This is a genomic window from uncultured Methanobrevibacter sp. (genome assembly GCF_900316895.1).
In the GTDB taxonomy this organism is placed as follows: Archaea; Methanobacteriota; Methanobacteria; order Methanobacteriales; family Methanobacteriaceae; genus Methanocatella.
Map to the genome: position 1 here is coordinate 1 of NZ_ONER01000020.1, position 18,439 is coordinate 18,439.

Below are 18,439 nucleotides of genomic sequence, written 5' to 3' on the forward strand. Positions count from 1 at the left end.
ACGCAGCAATTAATATTCTAAACCGCTGGTTCAACGGGGATAGCCTGAAAAAATACTTAAATTAACCATTATTAAGTGAAAATAATTCAGGAATCCCCACCCTCTTTTAGGGTGGGGGGGTTCAATGTTCCTGTGGATTAATGGAGTATATCATTTAGCACTTGATTCCAATAATTTCGAAATAACTATTTACATCTTGATTACAGTTCTTATCTTGATTGTCAGCTACATATTTACGAATGTTAATAAGAATCACGATTAACTATTCAATATATATTTTAGGCATTGTTGTTATTTTTTTAAGTATTCATGTAAAAAGCAATGTTTTAATTAGAATAAAAAAAAGTTTTTTTTAAAGGGTTAAAAAAAAATAAAAAAAGAATAATGGTTTTAACATTATTCGAGTGTTGATGGGTCGATTGGTGTTAGGTTGTTTAACTTGTTGAACTCTTCTAATGCGTCATAGATCTTGTCAATAGAAACGTTGTCGTCATTATATGCATAAAACTCGATTACGTATTCCTTGTCATTGATTTTGATAAGTTCATCAATTCCTGCCTGTTCGTTTACTCCATCTGTGTAATTGAATGTGTTGTTTAATTTTCCTGGAACTGTTGTGTATTTGACGCCAGTGTCGTTTTCAAATATTGATTTTAACGGTTTAACGTCTTTTTCATTTATTATATCAATGTTGATGTTGTTTGCATCGTTTGCGTAGTTGCCTCCACCTAGATTTTCAAATCCGTCGGCAACCTTTATGTCTGAAATTTCTACTGCAGCAACCATTCCTACAGCACATATCAATATTAGTATTGCTAAACTTATTTTTGTTAGTTTCATATTTTCACCATATAATATTTAGGCATGCCTAATATTTATAATTTGTTGAATTTTCAAATCAACTGGAATATATATTATTGTTTAAAGCCTATATTTTGGTGAAATAATCAAAACAATTCATTGCATAAACAATTTAACCTGCGAATCATAGGTTAATGCCTTTTTTGACCGGCAATAGTCACATTTCTTTTATCTATTCTGGCAGTGAGAAATTAATGTATAAATTTCCAGTTTAGCTAATTACTCCATTTCCTGCTGAGTTCCTTATCGGAGAACTCGCTATACTCTTTACAAACCTTATACTTTTCAGATACGTTTTCTTCAAAGAATTTTAAACAGTAATCCTTTTTAGGACTGTAATTCTCACAATTTTCATGTATATTGCTCATTGTATCACCTTAAAAATTAAATTAAGTTTTCTCCAAGATCTCTTGCCTTTTGCAATTGATCTTCCTTATCGTTAATGGCTCCTGGAACATTATTGTCATCCAAATTAATAAAGTCACCGGTTTTGAATCCTAAAACTTCAAAAGCTGCCATTTGAGTATTTAGTGAACCTTCAAATGCTTCTAAAGGAGCAGCGCCGTGGGTTGCAATTATTGAAACTTTTTTATTTGAAAACAGTTCTCCATATTTGGGGTTCATAAAATAAGAATATAACCTGTCGATTACGAGTTTAGCCTGAGCGTTCACGTCACAGAAGTATATTGGGCTTGCTAAGATGATTCCATCAGCTTCCTCAATTTTTTGATAGATGTCCTGCATATCATCATTTAAGGCACATTCAGAATCATGCTCTTTGCAGTAGTTGTCGCCTTGACATGGAGTGATTGATAATTTGTTAACATCCACAATCTCGGTTTCAGCCCCTTTTGCACAAGCGGCATCCAACGCAGCCTCTAAAGCAATTCTTACATTACTTGATTCTCTTGGACTTGTATTAATTCCTAAAACTTTCATAATAATATCTCCAAAAATATACAAATATATATCTCAGCATTAACATTAATATTTTTTTGCTGTTTAAAGCACTGAATGAAATAAAATATAAAAAGAATTATATTGTGTTATATTAAATTATTAAATATAGGAGGAATTCTATGAATAAAAATCTAATAATCGCAATAATAATTGTCGTAATTATCGCAATTGTTGGTGCTTTTGTATTAACACATCAAGGCAGCGGCGAAAAAATAAACACAAAGATAAACTGGATAAATGATGAAAATGCAACTTTCAAAAATGGAGATCAGCTTCAATTTGAACTTAAAGATGCAAATGGAAGCGCACTTGCAGGACAACAGTTAAACATTAGCTATTCAAATGATGAAAATCAGTCTTATACTGTCGTGACCGATAGCAACGGCAAATATTCATTGATTTTAGATAATTTGACTGCAGGAGATAACACTGTAATTGTCAAATATGCTGGAAATGACAAATACAATGATTATGAACTTCAAAAAGCAATTATAATAGAGTAAGGCACTCAGCAATCATGATATGCCTTTCACGGCAGGGTCTTGCCATAATCAGAAGTCCACTTGACATTTTTGAATAATTAAATTACATAATTTTGAATGCAACATGCTTCTATAGAAAAAGAGGTCAGACATCTGTTTTCGACTTATAAGTGAATATTGTATAGTGTGTAATGGTTTGGGAGTTTCTCCTAAACTATTTGCACAATTCTTTTTTTAATTATTTTTTTCATTATTTCAAAAATATCTCTTTTCAATCGTTAGTTATATGCGAATTCAGTTGTGTCTTTTTTGAATGAAAATTTAGAGAAATAATGTTTAAGTTATTTAATTTTCAGTGAAGAATATTTAGTAAAGTTTATCTAACTGAAAAAATATATTGATTATTGGAGGTGGATTATGAACAAAAAAATTCTTGCAATACTAGCATTGTTAATTGTTGCAATAAGCATTGGTGCAGTTTCAGCTTTTGACCTATCAGACATTTTCGGTGGGGCTAAAAATGAAACAGTCACAATTGATGGAGTTGATTTCAATATTCCTGATGGTTTTGAGGTAGATCCTTCAAATACCCTTGATGATATGATGGAACCACTTAAAAAGGGCGGAGCTCAAATCAGTTCCAAAGCATATCTTAAAGATAAGGATGCAATAGGCCTCTTTGTTGTTAACGTTACCAATGGATTAACTAATGAACAAGCTCTAAAAGCTATGGGAGGAAATGAAACAACAATTAATAATGTAACTGGTTACACTGTAAAAGATGATAATATCACTATGTTCAATTTTGAAAAAAATGATCGCATTGTGGTGATTTCATCAACAGATGAAAAGTTAATCGGTGACTTTTTAATAGCTTAATCTTAAGCTATTATTTTTCTTTTTTTTTAACTGATAAGCCAATTCATATCCAAAAACTATTTTTTTAATTATATTGTAAAAAATTGAGTGAAATTAATTAAATGTACAGTTTTGTACTAAAAATTTTTATATATTATCTAATCCTAATTATAAATAGGTTATTTAAAAAATTAATTTTATTATTGAGTGCAGAACATGGAGAACAGGACAGGACTTTTTACCAACATGATCATATGGTTCGGCGTTGCAATTTCAGTTTCCGAAATTCAGGCAGGAATACAAATCGCATCAGCCGCACCCATTAACTCAATATGGGTTCCCTTGATTCTTGGACATATAATAGGCGGAATAATGCTCTATTTTGTTGGTCTTATAGGCGCACAACTTAGGGTAAATGCAATGGAATCAATCAAATCAACTTTTGGTAATTTCGGTTCCAAGTTTTTTGCCACACTGAATGTGCTGCAGCTCATTGCATGGGTTGCAGTATTGAATGCACAGGGCGCACTGGCGCTTATGGGTTTGAATATACCAATATCCTTTGCTCTGACATGCATAATTCTGGCTGTTTTTATAGCGATATGGGTTTTTATAGGTCTAAGGCGCACTTCAAAAATAACAAGCATAATAATGATAATTTTAACAGCACTGCTTGTAATATTGTCCGTTAAGTTTTTAGCAGTGAGCGGATACAATTTAATGCCTGTCACAAATTCAGCGACATTGACATTCTGGAACATCTTTGAAATCTCAATTGCAATGCCGATTTCATGGCTGCCTGTGATTTCCGATTATACAAAAGATGCTGACAATCCCAAAAAAGCAACAGCATTATCAGCATTGGCATACACTGTCGCAAGCCTTTGGATGTACTTCATAGGTATTGAAATTGTATGCATGGGAACTGTCGACATTTCCCAGGCAATTCTCATTTCAGGTCTTGGCGTTCCGGGAGTTTTAATTCTTGCACTGTCCACAGTCACAACTAATTTCCTTGCGACAAATTCCGCCGGAGAGTCCGCAAAGGCAATATTTAACAAGCTGAATCCTAAAATTGCCGGTGTCGTAGTGAGTTTTTTAAGTGCGATTTTGGCAATTTCCGGAATAATGGACCATTACATTTCTTTCCTTTATCTTATAAGTTCAGTTTTTGCTCCAATGGCTTCCGTGCTTGTTGTTTCATTCTATTTTGGTAAAGATAATAATGAAGCTAAAGACTGGTATTGGAACATATTCTCATGGTTTGCCGGTTTTGCCGTTTATCAAATTACAGCCGGCCTGGATTCCATATTTTTAGGTCCTACACTTATTTCAGTCATAGTATCTGCCGCACTTGCATATGCATGGATTTTAGTAAAAGGAAAAATTGAAACTGGTTGAATTATGGAGTTTCTGATAAATTGTTAGAAATTGTAAAATTTCTTTTATTAAATTTCAAAAATTTTAAATCTGAATAAAAAAAATGCCGATACGATTATTAGAAAATCAATTATACAAAAACAAAAAAAAGATAAATAAAGATAATTCAATTGAATTATCCTATTTAAATTATATTATCCGTATTTTTCAATTAGAGACCTGCTGCGACCAATAACAATAAGGGATACTCCTTCTACAATCAGCAGAACTCCAATAATAATGGCAATTGCGATTGGGTGGGATGCTAAAAATACTGCAAGTATGACAGTTAAAATTCCCAAAATCAAACCGATTCCTGAAATAATTCTATAAACCTTATCATCCAGGAAAATTATTCCTACCAATCCATATATAATCATCAGGAATCCGACGATATAGAATTGCAGGGATACAAGGAACGGTACAGCATTCAAGAAGAACATGAACATTATACCAAAAATTATTGCAATAATTCCCAGCATTATTGTTAAATATTTATAAAGAGGCATTTCAGTAAATACAATACCCATAGATATTGATGACAGACCGAAACATACCAGAGAAAATCCGATTATCATTGATATGAGTGCGGATGAAAATATTGGATAAATCACAAACAACAAACCAAAGATTATATACAGCAATCCTAAAATTTTTTCCATATTCACGTTTTCACCTCCACAAATTAAGATGGTTATTTATATACATTAAATATTATTTATATATATCTAATAATTTTGACATCTAAAGTGAAAACTAATAGAAAAACTATATATGATTAGCTGATTGACATGTACACCGTTTTAACCGATGAAATTGTCAAAAGATATCAATAACTTCCTTTTTAGATTAAATTAATTATTATTTTCAATTATCTTCCAAAGAGGTTGGCAATATCTTTCAGAGTGCCGTAATATCCAGCTGCTGTGTGCACATCTCCACAAGTTCCGCATTCGCTGCAGGGGCATGAACCCTTGCGGAGTATTGTACAAATCAACATTTGACTCTAAATGATAGAGCTATTCGCTGTTATACAAATTGAAGAAATCGGGAAATTGGAATGTTCATTTCACAGTCCTTAATGCTGATTAAAGTTTAAATCTCTTCAATTATCAAATAATTTGTTTTTTTGTATTCACCTAACGGGAATCCTCCAGTAACCACAATCAAATCCCCTTTTTTTAGGTTAAATTCCTTTTGAGCTATTTTTTTAGCATTATTGAGCAGTTCATCAGTGCTTTCATATATATCAGTTACCACTGGTTTGACGCCGAAGTTTAAAATGACCTTCTCTGCAATATGATTGGAAGGACAGCATGCCATTATTATGGAATTTGGCCTGAAATTACTTATTCTTTGAGCGGTAAATCCTGTAAGGGTAGTTGTAACAATCAGCTTGATGTCTGAAAATTCAACGGCATCAATAACCAATTTTGCAATGGTATCTCCTGTGCCTATTGTTCCCTTGTATGCAACATGCTTGGTATAGTCAACTGTTGATTCCACATGTCTACATATTCTGCTCATTATTTCAACTGATTCAATCGGATGTTTTCCAATGGTGGTTTCTCCAGACAGCATGACGCAATCTGTTCCATCCAGTATTGCATTGGCCACGTCTGAAACCTCCGCTCTTGTAGGCCTTGGACTTTCATACATTGAAGCCAGCATTTCAGTGGCTACAATAGCGAACTTGCCCTTTTGGCGACATTTTCTGATAATGCTCTTTTGAAGCATAGGCAGCTCTTCAAGAGGAATTTCAACTCCCAGATCTCCACGGGCAACCATAATCCCATCGGATTCTTCAATTATATCATCAACATTTTCGATGCCCAGACGGCTTTCGATTTTTGATATGATAAGTGCATCGCCTCCAGCATCTTCAATTATTTTGCGGGCGGAAATCACATCTTCCCTTGTATTAACAAAGGACAATGCCAGATAGTCACATGCATGCTTTGCGGCAAATGCAATGTCCTTTTTGTCCACTTCGCTCATGAATTCCAAGTTCAAATCGACGCCGGGAACATTGATGGTTTTTTTATCCTTGATTTTGCCGTCACCTAATGCCTTAAGCACTACATGATCTTCACTTTTGCCTATGACTTCAAGCTCGAACAGTGCATTGTCTATAAGCACCTTATCCCCAACTTTAATGAAGTCTATTGCATTGCTGTGATTTACTCCGAATTCCTCATTGTTTCCAAGTATGCAGGTTTTGCTCATCCTAATGGTGTCATCCTTTTTAAGGGACACTCCTCCATCCTTGAAGCTTAAGGTTCTAAATTCAGGTCCTTTTGTATCATACATGATGGCCAAAGGCCGATTGTATTGTCTGCGCACCTGTCTTATGACCTCAAGTGTTTTCAGTATGCCTTCAGGTGTGGCATGACTTAGATTGATGCGTGCGCAATCCATTCCCATGTTAACCATTTCGCCCATAACCTCTACGCAATCGCTTGCGGGACCTATACTGCAGATAACTTTTGTTTTCTTCATTTTTTTCTCCGAGTAATTTTCATGAAATATAGTATAATTAAAAATCTATAAGTAATTATATTTAATGATTAACTTCCTAGAAACTTTTCTTAAAATACTTGGATTGTTCACTAAATTTTGAATTATTTGCTACATTAATTTGACTGTAGTTAACCGGAAGGAAATCCATACATATACTAACTCTTCCTTTTTTTATAGCATTCCAAGCTTACGGTATATCTTTTCTCTATGATTATCTTTAGTTTTTAAGTTTTGCATTTGAAATGAATGTTTTAGCGAAATTTTCGAAATTCCCTAACTGTAATGAAACAAATGGCATATATTTAAATATTTATAATTAAAAAAATATCTAACATAAAATAGATTTTTTTTAATTTTTAGGGGAGAATGGTGTTTTTAATGATTGAGGGTATCAAGGAAAATTGCAATGAGTTCACTTCAACGTTGGTTAATTCAAAGAAATATCTGATTATCTATTTGATTTTCATTACAATTACCTGCATATCCACCGTTTCGTATAAAAACTTCGCAAATCCTCAGTTTGAAATAGCAGCATTTGCTGTTGTTGCATTACTTGGAGTCTTCTGCATTACATATTATTTCATGCACGATTCCAAAGAGGAGCTATATAAGGTTGCATTTGTAGCCATACTATGTTTTGGAATAATTTCTGCATTTGTTGTGCCAATCGTTGATGTCAGTGATGAATTGGAACACCTGACAAGGGCAGAAATTACATCTCAAGGAGTAATATTTCCTCATTGGGAGGGAGGTGAGCATAATCTCACTCAGCTATACAACCGTACTGAAGGAAAATACAGCCAGGAACTCAATACTGATGTGGGTTTTGAAACTATACGAAGCCATATGTTTTTCTTGAATAATCGTGAAAAGACGGTTTTCATGACGGACGGCGATACGAATAAGATTAACGAAACACCAATGCTTGACGGTTCCGCCTTTGAGCAGAATCCTTTTTATGGTTATATTCCACAGGCAATTGGCGTTTTTATAGCTAAACTATTTGATTTGAATGTCATCTGGATGTTATGGCTTCCAAGAGTATTCAATCTATTCACATATGCCGTATTAATTTCTCTGGCTATTAAAAAGGCACCGGTGCTGAAGGTTCCTCTTTTGGCCGTTGCATGCATACCAATTTCGATTTATCAGGCCGCTTCAGTCAGCATAGATTCCATGATAATCGGTTTGGGAATACTTACAATTGCATATTTCATATATCTGTATAAATCTGAACCGGGTTCGCTCGATACAAAGGAAGTTGCAATATTCTGCGGACTTTCATTGCTGCTGGGTCTTTGTAAGCTTCCATATCTTGCATTTGTGTTCTTCATATTGCTGGTTCCCCGCAAGAACTTCAAAAATGAGAACATTTTAAGATATATGCTTCTGGGCATTCTGATTGTTTCATGTATAGGCATATTGTGGAGCACATATTCTGCTCCAGCCCTGATGCATTCATGGAGATCAAAACTTAATTATATGGACCCTAAATTGCAGCTGAATTATTTGATAAATCATCCGTTTAGCATTTTGAGATTCATGAGGCTGATTTTCACATATACCTTAGGAATCACAGTAAATGGTTTATTTAATTTCTTCGGAGCAAATAGTCTCAATCATTATGCTGACCATTACATGTTCATTACAATCTTGATTTGGATATTCCTTTCACTCACTTTGCTGCTCTATCCAAACAAGGTTAAGTTTAATTTAAAATCAAGGTTAGGTACACTATTGATTCTGCTGATTATATATGTTGGAACTTGCTTCATCCAACTGTTGACCTGGGCGGATGTCGGTTCAACAAATATTGGTGTTAGCACAAGGTATTTCATACCGTTATTTGCCCTGCTTCCGATTATCGTACCATTTAAAATAAAAAAATTGGATAAGTTCAAAGACAGTTATGACAAATATGCCATAATTTGCATAATAGGCTTCATGGCCACATTGATTTTGGCATTTGCCACAAAATACTACTGAATGAGGTCCTTTATCACTTCACCGGCAATTATAAGTCCCGCAACGGAAGGCACAAATGAAACGCTGCCTTTCACTTTAAATTTTCTGCCCTGATTGATTTCACAGTCGTTGGTGTTTATCGCATGTTCCTTTGAATAGACCACTTTAAGCTTTTCAATGTTTCTTTTTCTCAAATCTTTTTTCATTATTTTGGCAAGAGGGCATACTGATGTCTCATAGATGTCGGCAACTTCAAACATGGTGGGGTCCAGCTTGTTTCCTGTTCCCATTGAAGAGATGACAGGAACATTCAGTGCATCACATTTGCATATGACTGCAATCTTTGCCATTATGGTATCGACACAGTCTACTGCATAGGAGAGGTCTTCTGTAATGATGTTGGATGTCGAATCTGCCATGTAGAATTCCTTATAGGTTTCCACGTTTGCATCGGGATTGATTTCAAGGATTCTTTCCTTCATCAAATCCACCTTATATCTGCCTATTGTGTTTACATTTGCAATAAGCTGCCTGTTGATGTTGCTTTCATCGATCTTGTCGAAGTCTATCAGGATGAAATTGCCTACTCCGCTTCTGGCAAGCCCTTCACAGACAAAAGATCCGACTCCTCCAAGGCCAAAAACTGCAACCTTTGCTTCCTTTAACTTTTCCATTCCATCATTTCCAACCAACATCTCTGTTCTTGAAAACTTACTTTCCATTAGACTCACCAAAAAATATAATTTAATCCAACTTATTATATAATAATTGAAGTCAAGACATTAAAAACTTAATGTTGAAGTGAGGATTTTATGATAATTGATACCCATTGTCATGTATATGATGGAGAAATGGAAAACGCAGAGGAAATCATTAAGCAGGCCATGGATAATGATATTCATCTGATATTGAACGGCACAGATTTTAAGAGCAATAATGAAGTTCTGAAACTTGCAGAAAAATATGATAATGTCCATGCCGCTTTGGGATACTTCTACACATTGGCCGATGAGATAACCGATGATGACCTCGCCATATTGGACAGCCAGCTTGAAAATGAAAGTGTCATTGCTGTTGGAGAGATAGGCCTTGACTACTATCATACAAAAGACAATAGGGACAAACAGATTGAACTGTTTGAAAACATGCTTAATTTGGCCGAAAATCATAATCTGCCGGTGATTGTGCATTCAAGGAAAGCTATGCAGGACACATTTGATGTGTTAGAAAGACATCAGGTTGTGGGATCCCTTCACTGCTATCAGAGTTCAGCTGAAATGGCAAAGCGCTTCATTGATTTGGGTTTCTATATAGGTGTAGGTGGGCCTGTTACCAATGAAAACAACAAGAAAACAAGAAAAACGGTTAATGAGATTGATATCAGCCATATACTTGTAGAGACTGATTCCCCCTATTTGCCTCCGCAGGAAAAGAAAGGAGAAATGAACACTCCACTCAATATCAGATACGTCACCGGAAAAATAGCCAAAGAATTGGATATGAATGAAGATGAAATCATACGAATCACTTCTGAAAATGCAAAAAGATTATTTAAAATTTAGATTTCAGGATAAAAGTCAATCTCATATCCTAATTTTGTCATTATAATCAATTCATCCATTGCATCAAAGACCGCATTGTGGGTTTCGCAGTAGTCTTCGACCCCAAGCATCTGAAGCATCGGCTCAACTCCATAGCCTCTTTTCAGCCGTCCGGTCTTGCAGCATGGCAGATGGTCTGGAATGGATGGATTGTGCTGCTTATATGCTGCAACTTTCATTATATCATGCCAGCAGAAATCGGAAAGTTCTGGCAAATGATTCTTGTCAAAGGAAGCGTTATATGCAAACAGGTCATCAACACCATTGGAATTCAAAAGAAGCTTCAAATCGTCAATCACTTCAATCCTGTGGCCTGTAATTATCTCATGAGTAGTATCTCTCATGCTTTTTGAATACATTCCTCCAACCTTTTCTTCACGGGGCAGAATGTAATATCTGGAATCGGTCTTTTCGAAATTCTTGCATCTTGCAATCAGAACGCCGATTGACATTACCTCATTGTTCCAGTTGGTTTCAGTATCGATGACTGCAAATCTTTTAGACATTTTAAATCACACTATTTAATATTTTACCAATTCTTTAAATCCCTGCTTGTCATGTTGGCGTTAAGTGGTGTTAGGCTTGGGCGTTTTTCGACAAAAAGAGCATGTCCGTCACTGTTTTCATCATATTCCTGAACCAGATTGGATGTAATCATGACCAAATCATCACTTTTCTGATTTTCCTCCAGAGGGTAGTTAAACAGCTCGCCCTTTTCCTCATTGGTATTGTCAATTACCTCTTTGTCAAGCATCCTATGGGAGAGATGGGTGATTTTAACCTCTTCTGATTCATAGTTTGTAGGAACATTCAGATTAAACAGGTCAACACCTTCTGGAAATCCCTCATTGATGATTTTAAGGACAAGGTCATGCAAAACCTTTTTCGCCAAATCAAAATCGTATTCAAGATACCATTCACCGTTTTCATCCTGTCTGTATGATGTTTTCGGATCAATGAAAAGGGAAGCGGCTATTGCAGGAATGCCTAGGCTAACTGCCTCAAGTGCTGCACACACTGTACCTGATGATGTAATGTCGCAGCTTATATTCACGCCCTGATTTATTCCGGCTATTACCAGATCGGGTTTTGTATCCATAACATAATCTGCGCCGACGATGACTGCGTCTGCCGGACTTCCGGAAACGCTGTATGCCTGGCTTCCGTCTTCAAGTTTGCAGGAATCCAGTTTCAAATGTTTGAACAATGTTATTCGACGACCTACACTGCTGTTGTTTTTATCCGGAGCTACAACGGTGACATTGGCCAAATCTTCAACGGCCTGTTTTGCGGCCAATATGCCTGGTGCCGAGACTCCGTCATCATTGGATATCAAAATGTTCATACTGTCAAAACCTTCGAATTGTTGTGATTAATTGTATATATCATTTTTCAATTAAAAAAATATTTCTAATAACAAATCGAAAAATAGTATCATGGACTATGAAAATATCAGAATCATCGAAGAGCCTGAACTTCTCGTCAATGCAAGAAATCCCAAAGGGGAATTGGGAGGCAAACTGATTGAAAGGATGAATGTCAATCATGAGGGTCTGGCACAGTGGAGTTTGAGTCATATCAGCATTTCAAAGGATGATAAAATATTGGATATTGGCTGTGGAGGTGGAGTCAATGTATATAGGTTCCTTCAGATTACTGACAAAATGGTGTATGGTCTTGATTATTCAAAGGTGGCCTGTGAAAAATCAAGGTTGTTGAATGAAGATGCAATTTGCGAAGGTCGGTGTGAAATTATTCAAGGGTCTGTTTCAGAGATGCCATTTGGTGATGATACCTTCGATATCGTGACCGCTTTTGAAACAGTTTATTTCTGGCCGGATTTTTTAAATGATTTGAAGGAAGTTAAAAGAATCCTGAAAGATGATGGAATGATTTTCATTGCAAATGAGGCACTTCCCAAGGAAGATGATGCACGCCAAAAGGAACTGATTGAACTGTTGGACATGAATATATATTCACAGAATCAATTGGAGGAATATCTTCACAAAGCTGGATATAGAAATATAATCAGCCATGTAAAAGATTCAAAGGATTCATTTACCGGTGAAGATGCCGATTGGATATGTGTAATTGCCCAAAAATAGATTTATATTTGCTCTTTGATTTAATTATTCAATTCAATAATTTTTTTCTGAATTTTTTTTATAATATTTTTTAAAATTTATAATATATCTAATTCATTTTAAAAAAATTTAAATATCATCAATTAAATAAAATTTTTTAGAGATTCATTGTAGATTTAAATGTAAAAAAAGGAAAATATTATGCAATCTAAAACTTTAGACTCAAAAACACGTAATCTAATACTAATACTATTTCTTATTGGAGTATTCATGGGCTCTCTTGATACTGGGATAATTGGGCCTGTTCTTCCTTCAATTGAGCAAAGCTTTAACCTTACAAGCAGGGAATCAAGCTGGATATTTACATTATTTGTCATTGCATTCATGATTGGATCTCCTGTAATGGCCAAGTTTTCCGACTTTTACGGCAGAAAGAAGATATTTATCATGGATGTACTCCTGTTTGGAATAGGATCATGCCTGATAGCATTTTCCTTCAATATAGAATCAATTTTTATAGGAAGAATCATTCAGGGTTTCGGTTGCGGAGGCATATTTCCGGTAGCCGGAGCATTTATAGGTGATGCATTTCCATTAAATGAAAGGGGAAAGGCATTGGGAATCATCGGAAGTGTATTCGGTATTTCAGCTATTGGCGGACCATTGGTTGGAGCGGCTCTGATACCATTTGGATGGAACTGGTGCTTTACAATCAATATACCAATAAGCATATTTATAGTGGCATTTGCATTATACATCCTTCCCGATGCGGAAAATCAGAGAAAACTGAAAATCGACTATTTGGGAATCGTAATACTGAGTCTGCTTGCAATATCTTTATCCTACGGTTTGAACCAGATAGATTCAAGCAATTTCATAAATAGTTTGACATCACTCAAGGTAGCTCCATTTTTAATATTATTCATCGTTTTAATTCCAATTTTTGTAAAAGTGGAAAAAATGGCACAGGAATCCATTGTACCTATACACATGCTTAAAAACAATGAAATAACAATCGCATGCATTGAAACATTATGTTACGGCATAATCTATTCATCAGCAATATTCATTCCATCCTTAGCAATTATTTCAATGGGTCTCAATGACCAGCTTGCAAGCCTGATGCTCATTCCAATATTAGGCGCCAATGCTGTTGCAGCACCAATTCTTGGTAAATTCCTCGATTCTACAGGCTCACGTAAGCTAATGATGATCGGAACATTGATACTGACTATCGGTTTGATTGCCATTGCAGTATATCCTAATAACCTGATATTTTTTATTATTGCAGGATGTTTGATTGGTGTTGGTATGGTGACAATAATAGGTGCACCTTTAAGATACATAGTTTTAAGCGAAGCAAAACCTCAGGAAAGGGGTGCGGGCCAGGCAATTGTAAACATGTTGTCAAGTGCTGGCCAGCTTATTGGCGGAGCCCTTATCGGTGGTGTGATTGCATCATTTTCAGGAATTTTAGGTTATAAGGTTAGTCTGATTCTGGCCGCAGTAGTTGGATTCATAGCATTTTTGTTTACCTTTAAGCTGAAAGGCCGTGACGAGCAATTTGAAACCATGAAATCAAATCAATAACAGATTATGAAATCACTTGATGTAAAATATATATGTCATTAAAACATAGTAGTAGTTATGTCTGTTAAACAAAATTTTATATTAGGTGTCTTTAAAAATAGTAAAGTATCCAAAGTAAATACTATCATATCCCAATATGCAGTTGCATATAAGGACACTACTTCTTATATGTACTTTGCCAAACAGCCAATAGACACCACCAATATCACCAATGACATCATATTTTTTCAGATAACAGCAGAAAATAAAATGATATTAAATAGAAAGGTGAAAAATCTAATCAATGATTTAGACGAGCTGAACACTGATTATATTTTAAAGGATTATGATAGCGGAGAATACTTGGTAACTATTAAGTATGGTGCTAAAGTCACCATCAAATTTGACAATGTTAAATTCTTAAAACCGGGCACATTCAAAAAAATCGATGAATTGAAATTTATAAACAATGATTTAGGTTATTGCAAAGGTTTCAAACCTAATTTCAGACCCCTTGAAGGAAAATCAACTGAAAATTTGGAAGTTTTGCCCGAAATAATTTATATCACCTCTGATTCTGAGGAAAACCTATTGAAATTGAGAGATCATATTTTTAAAAAGGCTTTAGAAATAGATTCAAATCTAGAAACAGAGTTTACATGGATGTTCAAATAGTTTTTTCAATCAGTAATCTCTAGGAATGGGCAAGTATGGATATTCAGTTATTCTGTAAAAACCCCTTTTTCCAATTTTTGCATGTCCCCAAGGGGAATTTTCATGTACATCAACATCCACCAATACATTATCAACCATTGCAAAAAAATGCCTTTTTCCAAAAATCATGGTTCCTACATGAACGTATCCTAATTTATGGCCATTATTTACACCGACAGCTACGCACATCTGTAAAAACAGATCTGTCTGACTGCAGCAGTTTCCGCGTTTCCGGATTAATGTCATGTCAGCTGTTTGGTAAAATCCTTCAGCAGTTTCATGTTCTATATTTTTTCCAACCCATTTAGCCAGTATTTTGGCGGCTTCAATACCTTTTGCATTGCCCACTATTAATTTTGCAAGCAGTTTAACAAATGGGGATATTTCACCGCTTGTCATATTTCCAACATAACGATCAAAAGATATTGTATAGTTTTGGGTGGAATTCATGACCTCAAATTTGCAGTTTATAAATGTAATATTTGAAAACTGTGTATTGTTTAAAATAATGGATGGTCTGTCTAAAAAATCAATCTCTTCAAAAATTATATTGGAGTTATTTTCAGTTAAGATAATGGAAGCGTTATTATTTTTTATTGAATGTCCATTTCCATTGATTGTAATGGATTTTGATATTGTTAAATTATCTTCTCCATCAATATATTCATAATCAGTGGTTAAATTTGCATTATCATCAGCATCATCTAATAATGTGTTCAATTGGGTGAAATTGTCTGTTTCATTAATGTCAGTTGCCATGACACAAGTCATTGATAAGAAGAATAATAATGATAAAACAACAATTATGAGCTTGAATTTAATAAAAATACCTCCAAATATATAATATTTAGATAATACTATAAAAAGGTTTTAGATTTGTGGGAATTTCAGCTTTTCAATATTCTTTCAACATCTTCCTTATGTTCAAACAAAACACATCCGCCTTCATGCTCATCCATTAAGATGCCCCCGTCCCTAAGGCATCTGAAAAGGTTGGAGTCCAATGCTTCAAGAATTGATGTTTCACCTACATTGATGTCGGAATATGGTGAAGCCGGACACGGTTCGGCACCTCCATGGGAATTGATGTGGAAAAATCCTCTGCCCGCTGCAAGACAGCCCTCTGATGTCTTTTCATCCCCCGGAAATGACATGAAAAGCATGTCATGATACTCATTGCGCAAATGGTCAATCTCTTTAAACAGCATTTCCCTTTCACTGTCGCCTGGAGCCAGATCCATTCTTTCCTCATTCATCGGAACATATTCTATGAAAAACACTACCTTGCATCCCAAATCATGCAGTTCATCAATATATTCCCTTGAAAGTAGTGTTGTCAAATTTTCTTTTGTGAATGTAAGTGATGCGCCAAAGATAATGTTTTTGTTATTCATCAGCTTCATGGATTCAATCAGTTGGCTATAGACTCCTTTTCCCCTTCTTGAATCTGTCACTTCTTCATTTCCTTCAATGGAAAGAATCGGCACAAGGTTTCTGTTGTCATCCAACAGTTTAAAGTAATCATCATCAAGCAAGGTTCCATTTGTAAATATCGGAAAGAGTATTTCAGGATAATTGCTGGCCTTGATTATGACATCTTCCCTTATCATCGGCTCACCGCCGGCAAGAACAATAAAGATTATTCCAATATCCCTTGCCTGACTAAATATGTCTTCCCACTCATCATCGGAGAGCTGATTTAAAGGTGTTTCGTCATTGCATGCATCGCTTGCCCTTGAATAGCATCCTGTACAGTGCAGATTGCAGCTGCTTGTAATACTTGCAATCAAAAATGCAGGTATGTTTTTTCCTTGTTTGTCATAGCTTTCCCTTATTCTATTGGCCTTTTTGGCATGCTTTGCAAATTTAAGCAGAAATACACTTTCCTTTGGATTTCTAAAAGTAGCACGCATTGCATCCTTTAGGATGATTTCAACACCATTTGTGAGGTATTCCTGAATATTGAAATTGCTTTCACTCATTTTTTCACCTTTATGCAGTCGAGCAGGAAATTGGCATGGTCTTCTGTCTGTTTGAAAAAGTCATCAAGGAGATTTTCAGGAATGTCTTCATATTCTGCACACATCTCCATAATCATATATATGGGAAAGCTGTAATACTCCTTGGCCAAGAGTTCAGGGCTGAGATCTTGTCTGATGATGTTATTTTCCTTTAAAATCCTGAAAAATTCCTTCCAGAACATTAACGGTTTTTTTAATATCTCATCTTTGAAAAACAATCTTATATGTTCATTGTAATGCATTTGGATAAATATCAATTTCCATATCTTAAGGTTTCTCTCCTGAGAGAACATTTTCCTTATCGCTTCGGAACCGTTATGATAGAACATTTCCGGGTTTTCAAGCAATATCTCATTATCATTTGACAGGACAAGCTCCTTGCTGTTTAGCAGTTCATCATATTCAAAAAGTCCGCTTAAGTATAGAAATATGTCAATTAATATTGCTTCCTTTGAGGCATAATGACTATATATTGAGCTTTTTTTAATTCCTACCTCATCTGCAATCTCTCTAAGTGAAACTGAGTCGTATCCTTTTTTTGAAAACAAATCCAGTGCCACGTCAAAAATCTTTTCTTTAGTATTCATTTAACCTACCAACCGTTCGTTAGGTATAATATTTTTGTCATCATATATAAAATTAACTATGATGGATTGTTTAAAAAAAATAATTAATTAAAATTATTGCAGTTTTAAAAAAATAATGAAAAGGGAAATGGATTTCCCTTAAGATACTACTATTTTATACTTATACACGACAAAGTAACCGTAGCTGTAGTGGTAATGGGTAGATTTTTTACCGCACAGGTCACATTTGAATTTTGAAGTTGCCTTATAGTTTACCTTTTTAGCATAGTATTTATGTGATGCCGGCTTATATTTGAGCCAATACTTCTTGGTTACTTTCTTCTTGTAGAACTTGTCTATACCATTGGTTCCCTTATAGTGGTCAGCTAATGAACCATAGGCATATAATGTGACTTTTCCTTTTTTAACCTTGACCTTATCTATACCTACTTTGCTTTTTATGAAAAGCCATCCTCCTTTGACATATTTGCCTCTGGATTTTATTTTAACGACAATTTTTTTAGTTTGGCCGGTATATACTACAGGCTTTTTGAAAGTGATTTTGACTTTCTGACGTTTTTTCATGATGGCCTTTGCCTTGGAGACCTTGGACTTATATAGGTTGGCATTTCCAAGATACTTTGCGGTGTATTTGTATTTTTTGATTTTTTTCAGTTTAATTTTTTTAGTGGCCACACCATTTTTAACATTGACATTGTATTTTTTGCCGTTGATTTTAAATTGAACTTTACCCTCATTGACATTCTTGCCGTTGCTTTTTACAGTGGCCTTAAGTTTAGCCTTGAATCCTTTGTATTC

At 35.0% G+C, this 18,439-nt stretch carries 21 protein-coding genes; 8 read left to right on the forward strand and 13 right to left on the reverse strand.

Going from position 1 to position 18,439, the window contains the following annotated elements; genetic code table 11:
- Window positions 1-396 precede the first annotated feature (396 nt).
- From QZN27_RS03815 to QZN27_RS03825, 3 genes are all read right to left on the reverse strand, one after another.
- Window positions 397-840, reverse strand: coding sequence for a hypothetical protein (locus QZN27_RS03815; protein WP_296783890.1), 444 nt, complete (start codon window positions 838-840; stop codon window positions 397-399).
- 236 nt (window positions 841-1,076) lie between these two features.
- On the reverse strand, window positions 1,077-1,229 hold the full coding sequence (locus QZN27_RS03820) for a hypothetical protein (protein ID WP_165813983.1): 153 nt from the start codon (window positions 1,227-1,229) through the stop codon (window positions 1,077-1,079).
- 16 nt (window positions 1,230-1,245) lie between these two features.
- A complete protein-coding gene (locus QZN27_RS03825) occupies window positions 1,246-1,800 on the reverse strand; it encodes a flavodoxin family protein (protein WP_296783894.1) in 555 nt (184 codons plus the stop codon).
- A 140-nt stretch (window positions 1,801-1,940) separates the two neighbouring features.
- Between QZN27_RS03825 and QZN27_RS03830 the strand changes: the two genes are divergently transcribed.
- From QZN27_RS03830 to QZN27_RS03840, 3 genes are all read left to right on the forward strand, one after another.
- Window positions 1,941-2,324, forward strand: coding sequence for an Ig-like domain-containing protein (locus QZN27_RS03830; protein ID WP_296783902.1), 384 nt, complete (start codon window positions 1,941-1,943; stop codon window positions 2,322-2,324).
- A 396-nt stretch (window positions 2,325-2,720) separates the two neighbouring features.
- Window positions 2,721-3,182, forward strand: a complete 462-nt coding sequence (locus tag QZN27_RS03835) for a hypothetical protein (protein ID WP_296783907.1) — start codon at window positions 2,721-2,723, stop codon at window positions 3,180-3,182.
- A 195-nt stretch (window positions 3,183-3,377) separates the two neighbouring features.
- Complete coding sequence (locus QZN27_RS03840) at window positions 3,378-4,562, forward strand: cytosine permease (protein WP_296783910.1); 1,185 nt, start codon at window positions 3,378-3,380, stop codon at window positions 4,560-4,562.
- A 173-nt stretch (window positions 4,563-4,735) separates the two neighbouring features.
- Here the strand turns inward: QZN27_RS03840 and QZN27_RS03845 are convergent, their stop codons facing one another.
- The 3 genes from QZN27_RS03845 to pyk form a co-directional block, all read right to left on the reverse strand.
- The gene (locus QZN27_RS03845) at window positions 4,736-5,242 is read right to left on the reverse strand and encodes a DUF308 domain-containing protein (RefSeq protein ID WP_296783977.1); all 507 of its coding nucleotides are present in this window, start codon (window positions 5,240-5,242) and stop codon (window positions 4,736-4,738) included.
- Between the two features lie 209 nt (window positions 5,243-5,451).
- On the reverse strand, window positions 5,452-5,580 hold the full coding sequence (locus QZN27_RS03850; RefSeq protein ID WP_296783912.1) for a hypothetical protein: 129 nt from the start codon (window positions 5,578-5,580) through the stop codon (window positions 5,452-5,454).
- Between the two features lie 95 nt (window positions 5,581-5,675).
- Window positions 5,676-7,079 carry a pyruvate kinase gene (gene pyk, locus QZN27_RS03855; protein ID WP_296783914.1) on the reverse strand — a complete coding sequence of 468 codons (1,404 nt, stop codon included), beginning with the start codon at window positions 7,077-7,079 and terminating at the stop codon, window positions 5,676-5,678.
- A gap of 399 nt (window positions 7,080-7,478) precedes the next feature.
- On the opposite strand from pyk, the gene QZN27_RS03860 reads away from it, so the two are divergent.
- A complete protein-coding gene (locus QZN27_RS03860; protein ID WP_296783917.1) occupies window positions 7,479-9,086 on the forward strand; it encodes a DUF2142 domain-containing protein in 1,608 nt (535 codons plus the stop codon).
- Here QZN27_RS03860 and QZN27_RS03865 read toward each other — a convergent pair.
- The gene (locus tag QZN27_RS03865; RefSeq protein ID WP_296783918.1) at window positions 9,080-9,787 is read right to left on the reverse strand and encodes a tRNA threonylcarbamoyladenosine dehydratase; all 708 of its coding nucleotides are present in this window, start codon (window positions 9,785-9,787) and stop codon (window positions 9,080-9,082) included. The two genes, QZN27_RS03860 and QZN27_RS03865, sit on opposite strands and share 7 nt — an antisense overlap.
- A gap of 90 nt (window positions 9,788-9,877) precedes the next feature.
- On the opposite strand from QZN27_RS03865, the gene QZN27_RS03870 reads away from it, so the two are divergent.
- Window positions 9,878-10,627, forward strand: a complete 750-nt coding sequence (locus tag QZN27_RS03870) for a TatD family hydrolase (RefSeq protein WP_296783921.1) — start codon at window positions 9,878-9,880, stop codon at window positions 10,625-10,627.
- On the opposite strand, the gene QZN27_RS03875 is transcribed toward QZN27_RS03870, so the two are convergent.
- The gene (locus QZN27_RS03875; RefSeq protein ID WP_296783924.1) at window positions 10,624-11,172 is read right to left on the reverse strand and encodes a hypothetical protein; all 549 of its coding nucleotides are present in this window, start codon (window positions 11,170-11,172) and stop codon (window positions 10,624-10,626) included. The genes QZN27_RS03870 and QZN27_RS03875 overlap by 4 nt on opposite strands.
- 23 nt (window positions 11,173-11,195) lie before the next feature.
- Window positions 11,196-12,011 carry a 5'/3'-nucleotidase SurE gene (surE, locus tag QZN27_RS03880; protein WP_296783946.1) on the reverse strand — a complete coding sequence of 272 codons (816 nt, stop codon included), beginning with the start codon at window positions 12,009-12,011 and terminating at the stop codon, window positions 11,196-11,198.
- Between the two features lie 91 nt (window positions 12,012-12,102).
- On the opposite strand from surE, the gene QZN27_RS03885 reads away from it, so the two are divergent.
- From QZN27_RS03885 to QZN27_RS03895, 3 genes are all read left to right on the forward strand, one after another.
- Window positions 12,103-12,771: a class I SAM-dependent methyltransferase gene (locus QZN27_RS03885; RefSeq protein ID WP_296783950.1), complete on the forward strand. Its 669-nt coding sequence runs from the start codon at window positions 12,103-12,105 to the stop codon at window positions 12,769-12,771.
- Window positions 12,772-12,951: 180 nt separating this feature from the next.
- The gene (locus QZN27_RS03890) at window positions 12,952-14,340 is read left to right on the forward strand and encodes an MFS transporter (RefSeq protein WP_296783954.1); all 1,389 of its coding nucleotides are present in this window, start codon (window positions 12,952-12,954) and stop codon (window positions 14,338-14,340) included.
- A 57-nt stretch (window positions 14,341-14,397) separates the two neighbouring features.
- The gene (locus tag QZN27_RS03895) at window positions 14,398-14,994 is read left to right on the forward strand and encodes a hypothetical protein (protein WP_296783957.1); all 597 of its coding nucleotides are present in this window, start codon (window positions 14,398-14,400) and stop codon (window positions 14,992-14,994) included.
- A 9-nt stretch (window positions 14,995-15,003) separates the two neighbouring features.
- Here QZN27_RS03895 and QZN27_RS03900 read toward each other — a convergent pair whose 3' ends face one another.
- The 4 genes from QZN27_RS03900 to QZN27_RS03915 form a co-directional block, all read right to left on the reverse strand.
- Window positions 15,004-15,804, reverse strand: coding sequence for a transglutaminase-like domain-containing protein (locus QZN27_RS03900; protein WP_296783964.1), 801 nt, complete (start codon window positions 15,802-15,804; stop codon window positions 15,004-15,006).
- Between the two features lie 116 nt (window positions 15,805-15,920).
- Window positions 15,921-17,015, reverse strand: a complete 1,095-nt coding sequence (locus QZN27_RS03905) for a radical SAM/SPASM domain-containing protein (protein WP_296783968.1) — start codon at window positions 17,013-17,015, stop codon at window positions 15,921-15,923.
- Complete coding sequence (locus QZN27_RS03910) at window positions 17,012-17,641, reverse strand: TetR/AcrR family transcriptional regulator (RefSeq protein ID WP_296783971.1); 630 nt, start codon at window positions 17,639-17,641, stop codon at window positions 17,012-17,014. Before QZN27_RS03910 ends, QZN27_RS03905 begins: the two co-directional genes overlap by 4 nt.
- Window positions 17,642-17,779: 138 nt before the next feature.
- Window positions 17,780-18,439: Ig-like domain repeat protein (locus QZN27_RS03915; RefSeq protein ID WP_296783974.1), on the reverse strand; the 660-nt coding region annotated here is incomplete at its 5' end.

Coding starts and splice junctions, on each gene's coding strand:
- QZN27_RS03890 (WP_296783954.1), top strand. CDS start 12,952: ATGCAATCTAAAACTTTAGACTCAAAAACACGTAATCTAATACTAATA.
- QZN27_RS03815 (WP_296783890.1), bottom strand. CDS start 840: ATGAAACTAACAAAAATAAGTTTAGCAATACTAATATTGATATGTGCT.
- pyk (WP_296783914.1), bottom strand. CDS start 7,079: ATGAAGAAAACAAAAGTTATCTGCAGTATAGGTCCCGCAAGCGATTGC.
- QZN27_RS03895 (WP_296783957.1), top strand. CDS start 14,398: ATGTCTGTTAAACAAAATTTTATATTAGGTGTCTTTAAAAATAGTAAA.
- QZN27_RS03905 (WP_296783968.1), bottom strand. CDS start 17,015: ATGAGTGAAAGCAATTTCAATATTCAGGAATACCTCACAAATGGTGTT.
- QZN27_RS03835 (WP_296783907.1), top strand. CDS start 2,721: ATGAACAAAAAAATTCTTGCAATACTAGCATTGTTAATTGTTGCAATA.
- QZN27_RS03885 (WP_296783950.1), top strand. CDS start 12,103: ATGGACTATGAAAATATCAGAATCATCGAAGAGCCTGAACTTCTCGTC.
- QZN27_RS03840 (WP_296783910.1), top strand. CDS start 3,378: ATGGAGAACAGGACAGGACTTTTTACCAACATGATCATATGGTTCGGC.
- QZN27_RS03860 (WP_296783917.1), top strand. CDS start 7,479: ATGATTGAGGGTATCAAGGAAAATTGCAATGAGTTCACTTCAACGTTG.
- QZN27_RS03900 (WP_296783964.1), bottom strand. CDS start 15,804: ATGACTTGTGTCATGGCAACTGACATTAATGAAACAGACAATTTCACC.
- QZN27_RS03865 (WP_296783918.1), bottom strand. CDS start 9,787: ATGGAAAGTAAGTTTTCAAGAACAGAGATGTTGGTTGGAAATGATGGA.
- QZN27_RS03910 (WP_296783971.1), bottom strand. CDS start 17,641: ATGAATACTAAAGAAAAGATTTTTGACGTGGCACTGGATTTGTTTTCA.
- QZN27_RS03870 (WP_296783921.1), top strand. CDS start 9,878: ATGATAATTGATACCCATTGTCATGTATATGATGGAGAAATGGAAAAC.
- QZN27_RS03825 (WP_296783894.1), bottom strand. CDS start 1,800: ATGAAAGTTTTAGGAATTAATACAAGTCCAAGAGAATCAAGTAATGTA.
- surE (WP_296783946.1), bottom strand. CDS start 12,011: ATGAACATTTTGATATCCAATGATGACGGAGTCTCGGCACCAGGCATA.
- QZN27_RS03820 (WP_165813983.1), bottom strand. CDS start 1,229: ATGAGCAATATACATGAAAATTGTGAGAATTACAGTCCTAAAAAGGAT.
- QZN27_RS03845 (WP_296783977.1), bottom strand. CDS start 5,242: ATGGAAAAAATTTTAGGATTGCTGTATATAATCTTTGGTTTGTTGTTT.
- QZN27_RS03850 (WP_296783912.1), bottom strand. CDS start 5,580: ATGTTGATTTGTACAATACTCCGCAAGGGTTCATGCCCCTGCAGCGAA.
- QZN27_RS03830 (WP_296783902.1), top strand. CDS start 1,941: ATGAATAAAAATCTAATAATCGCAATAATAATTGTCGTAATTATCGCA.
- QZN27_RS03875 (WP_296783924.1), bottom strand. CDS start 11,172: ATGTCTAAAAGATTTGCAGTCATCGATACTGAAACCAACTGGAACAAT.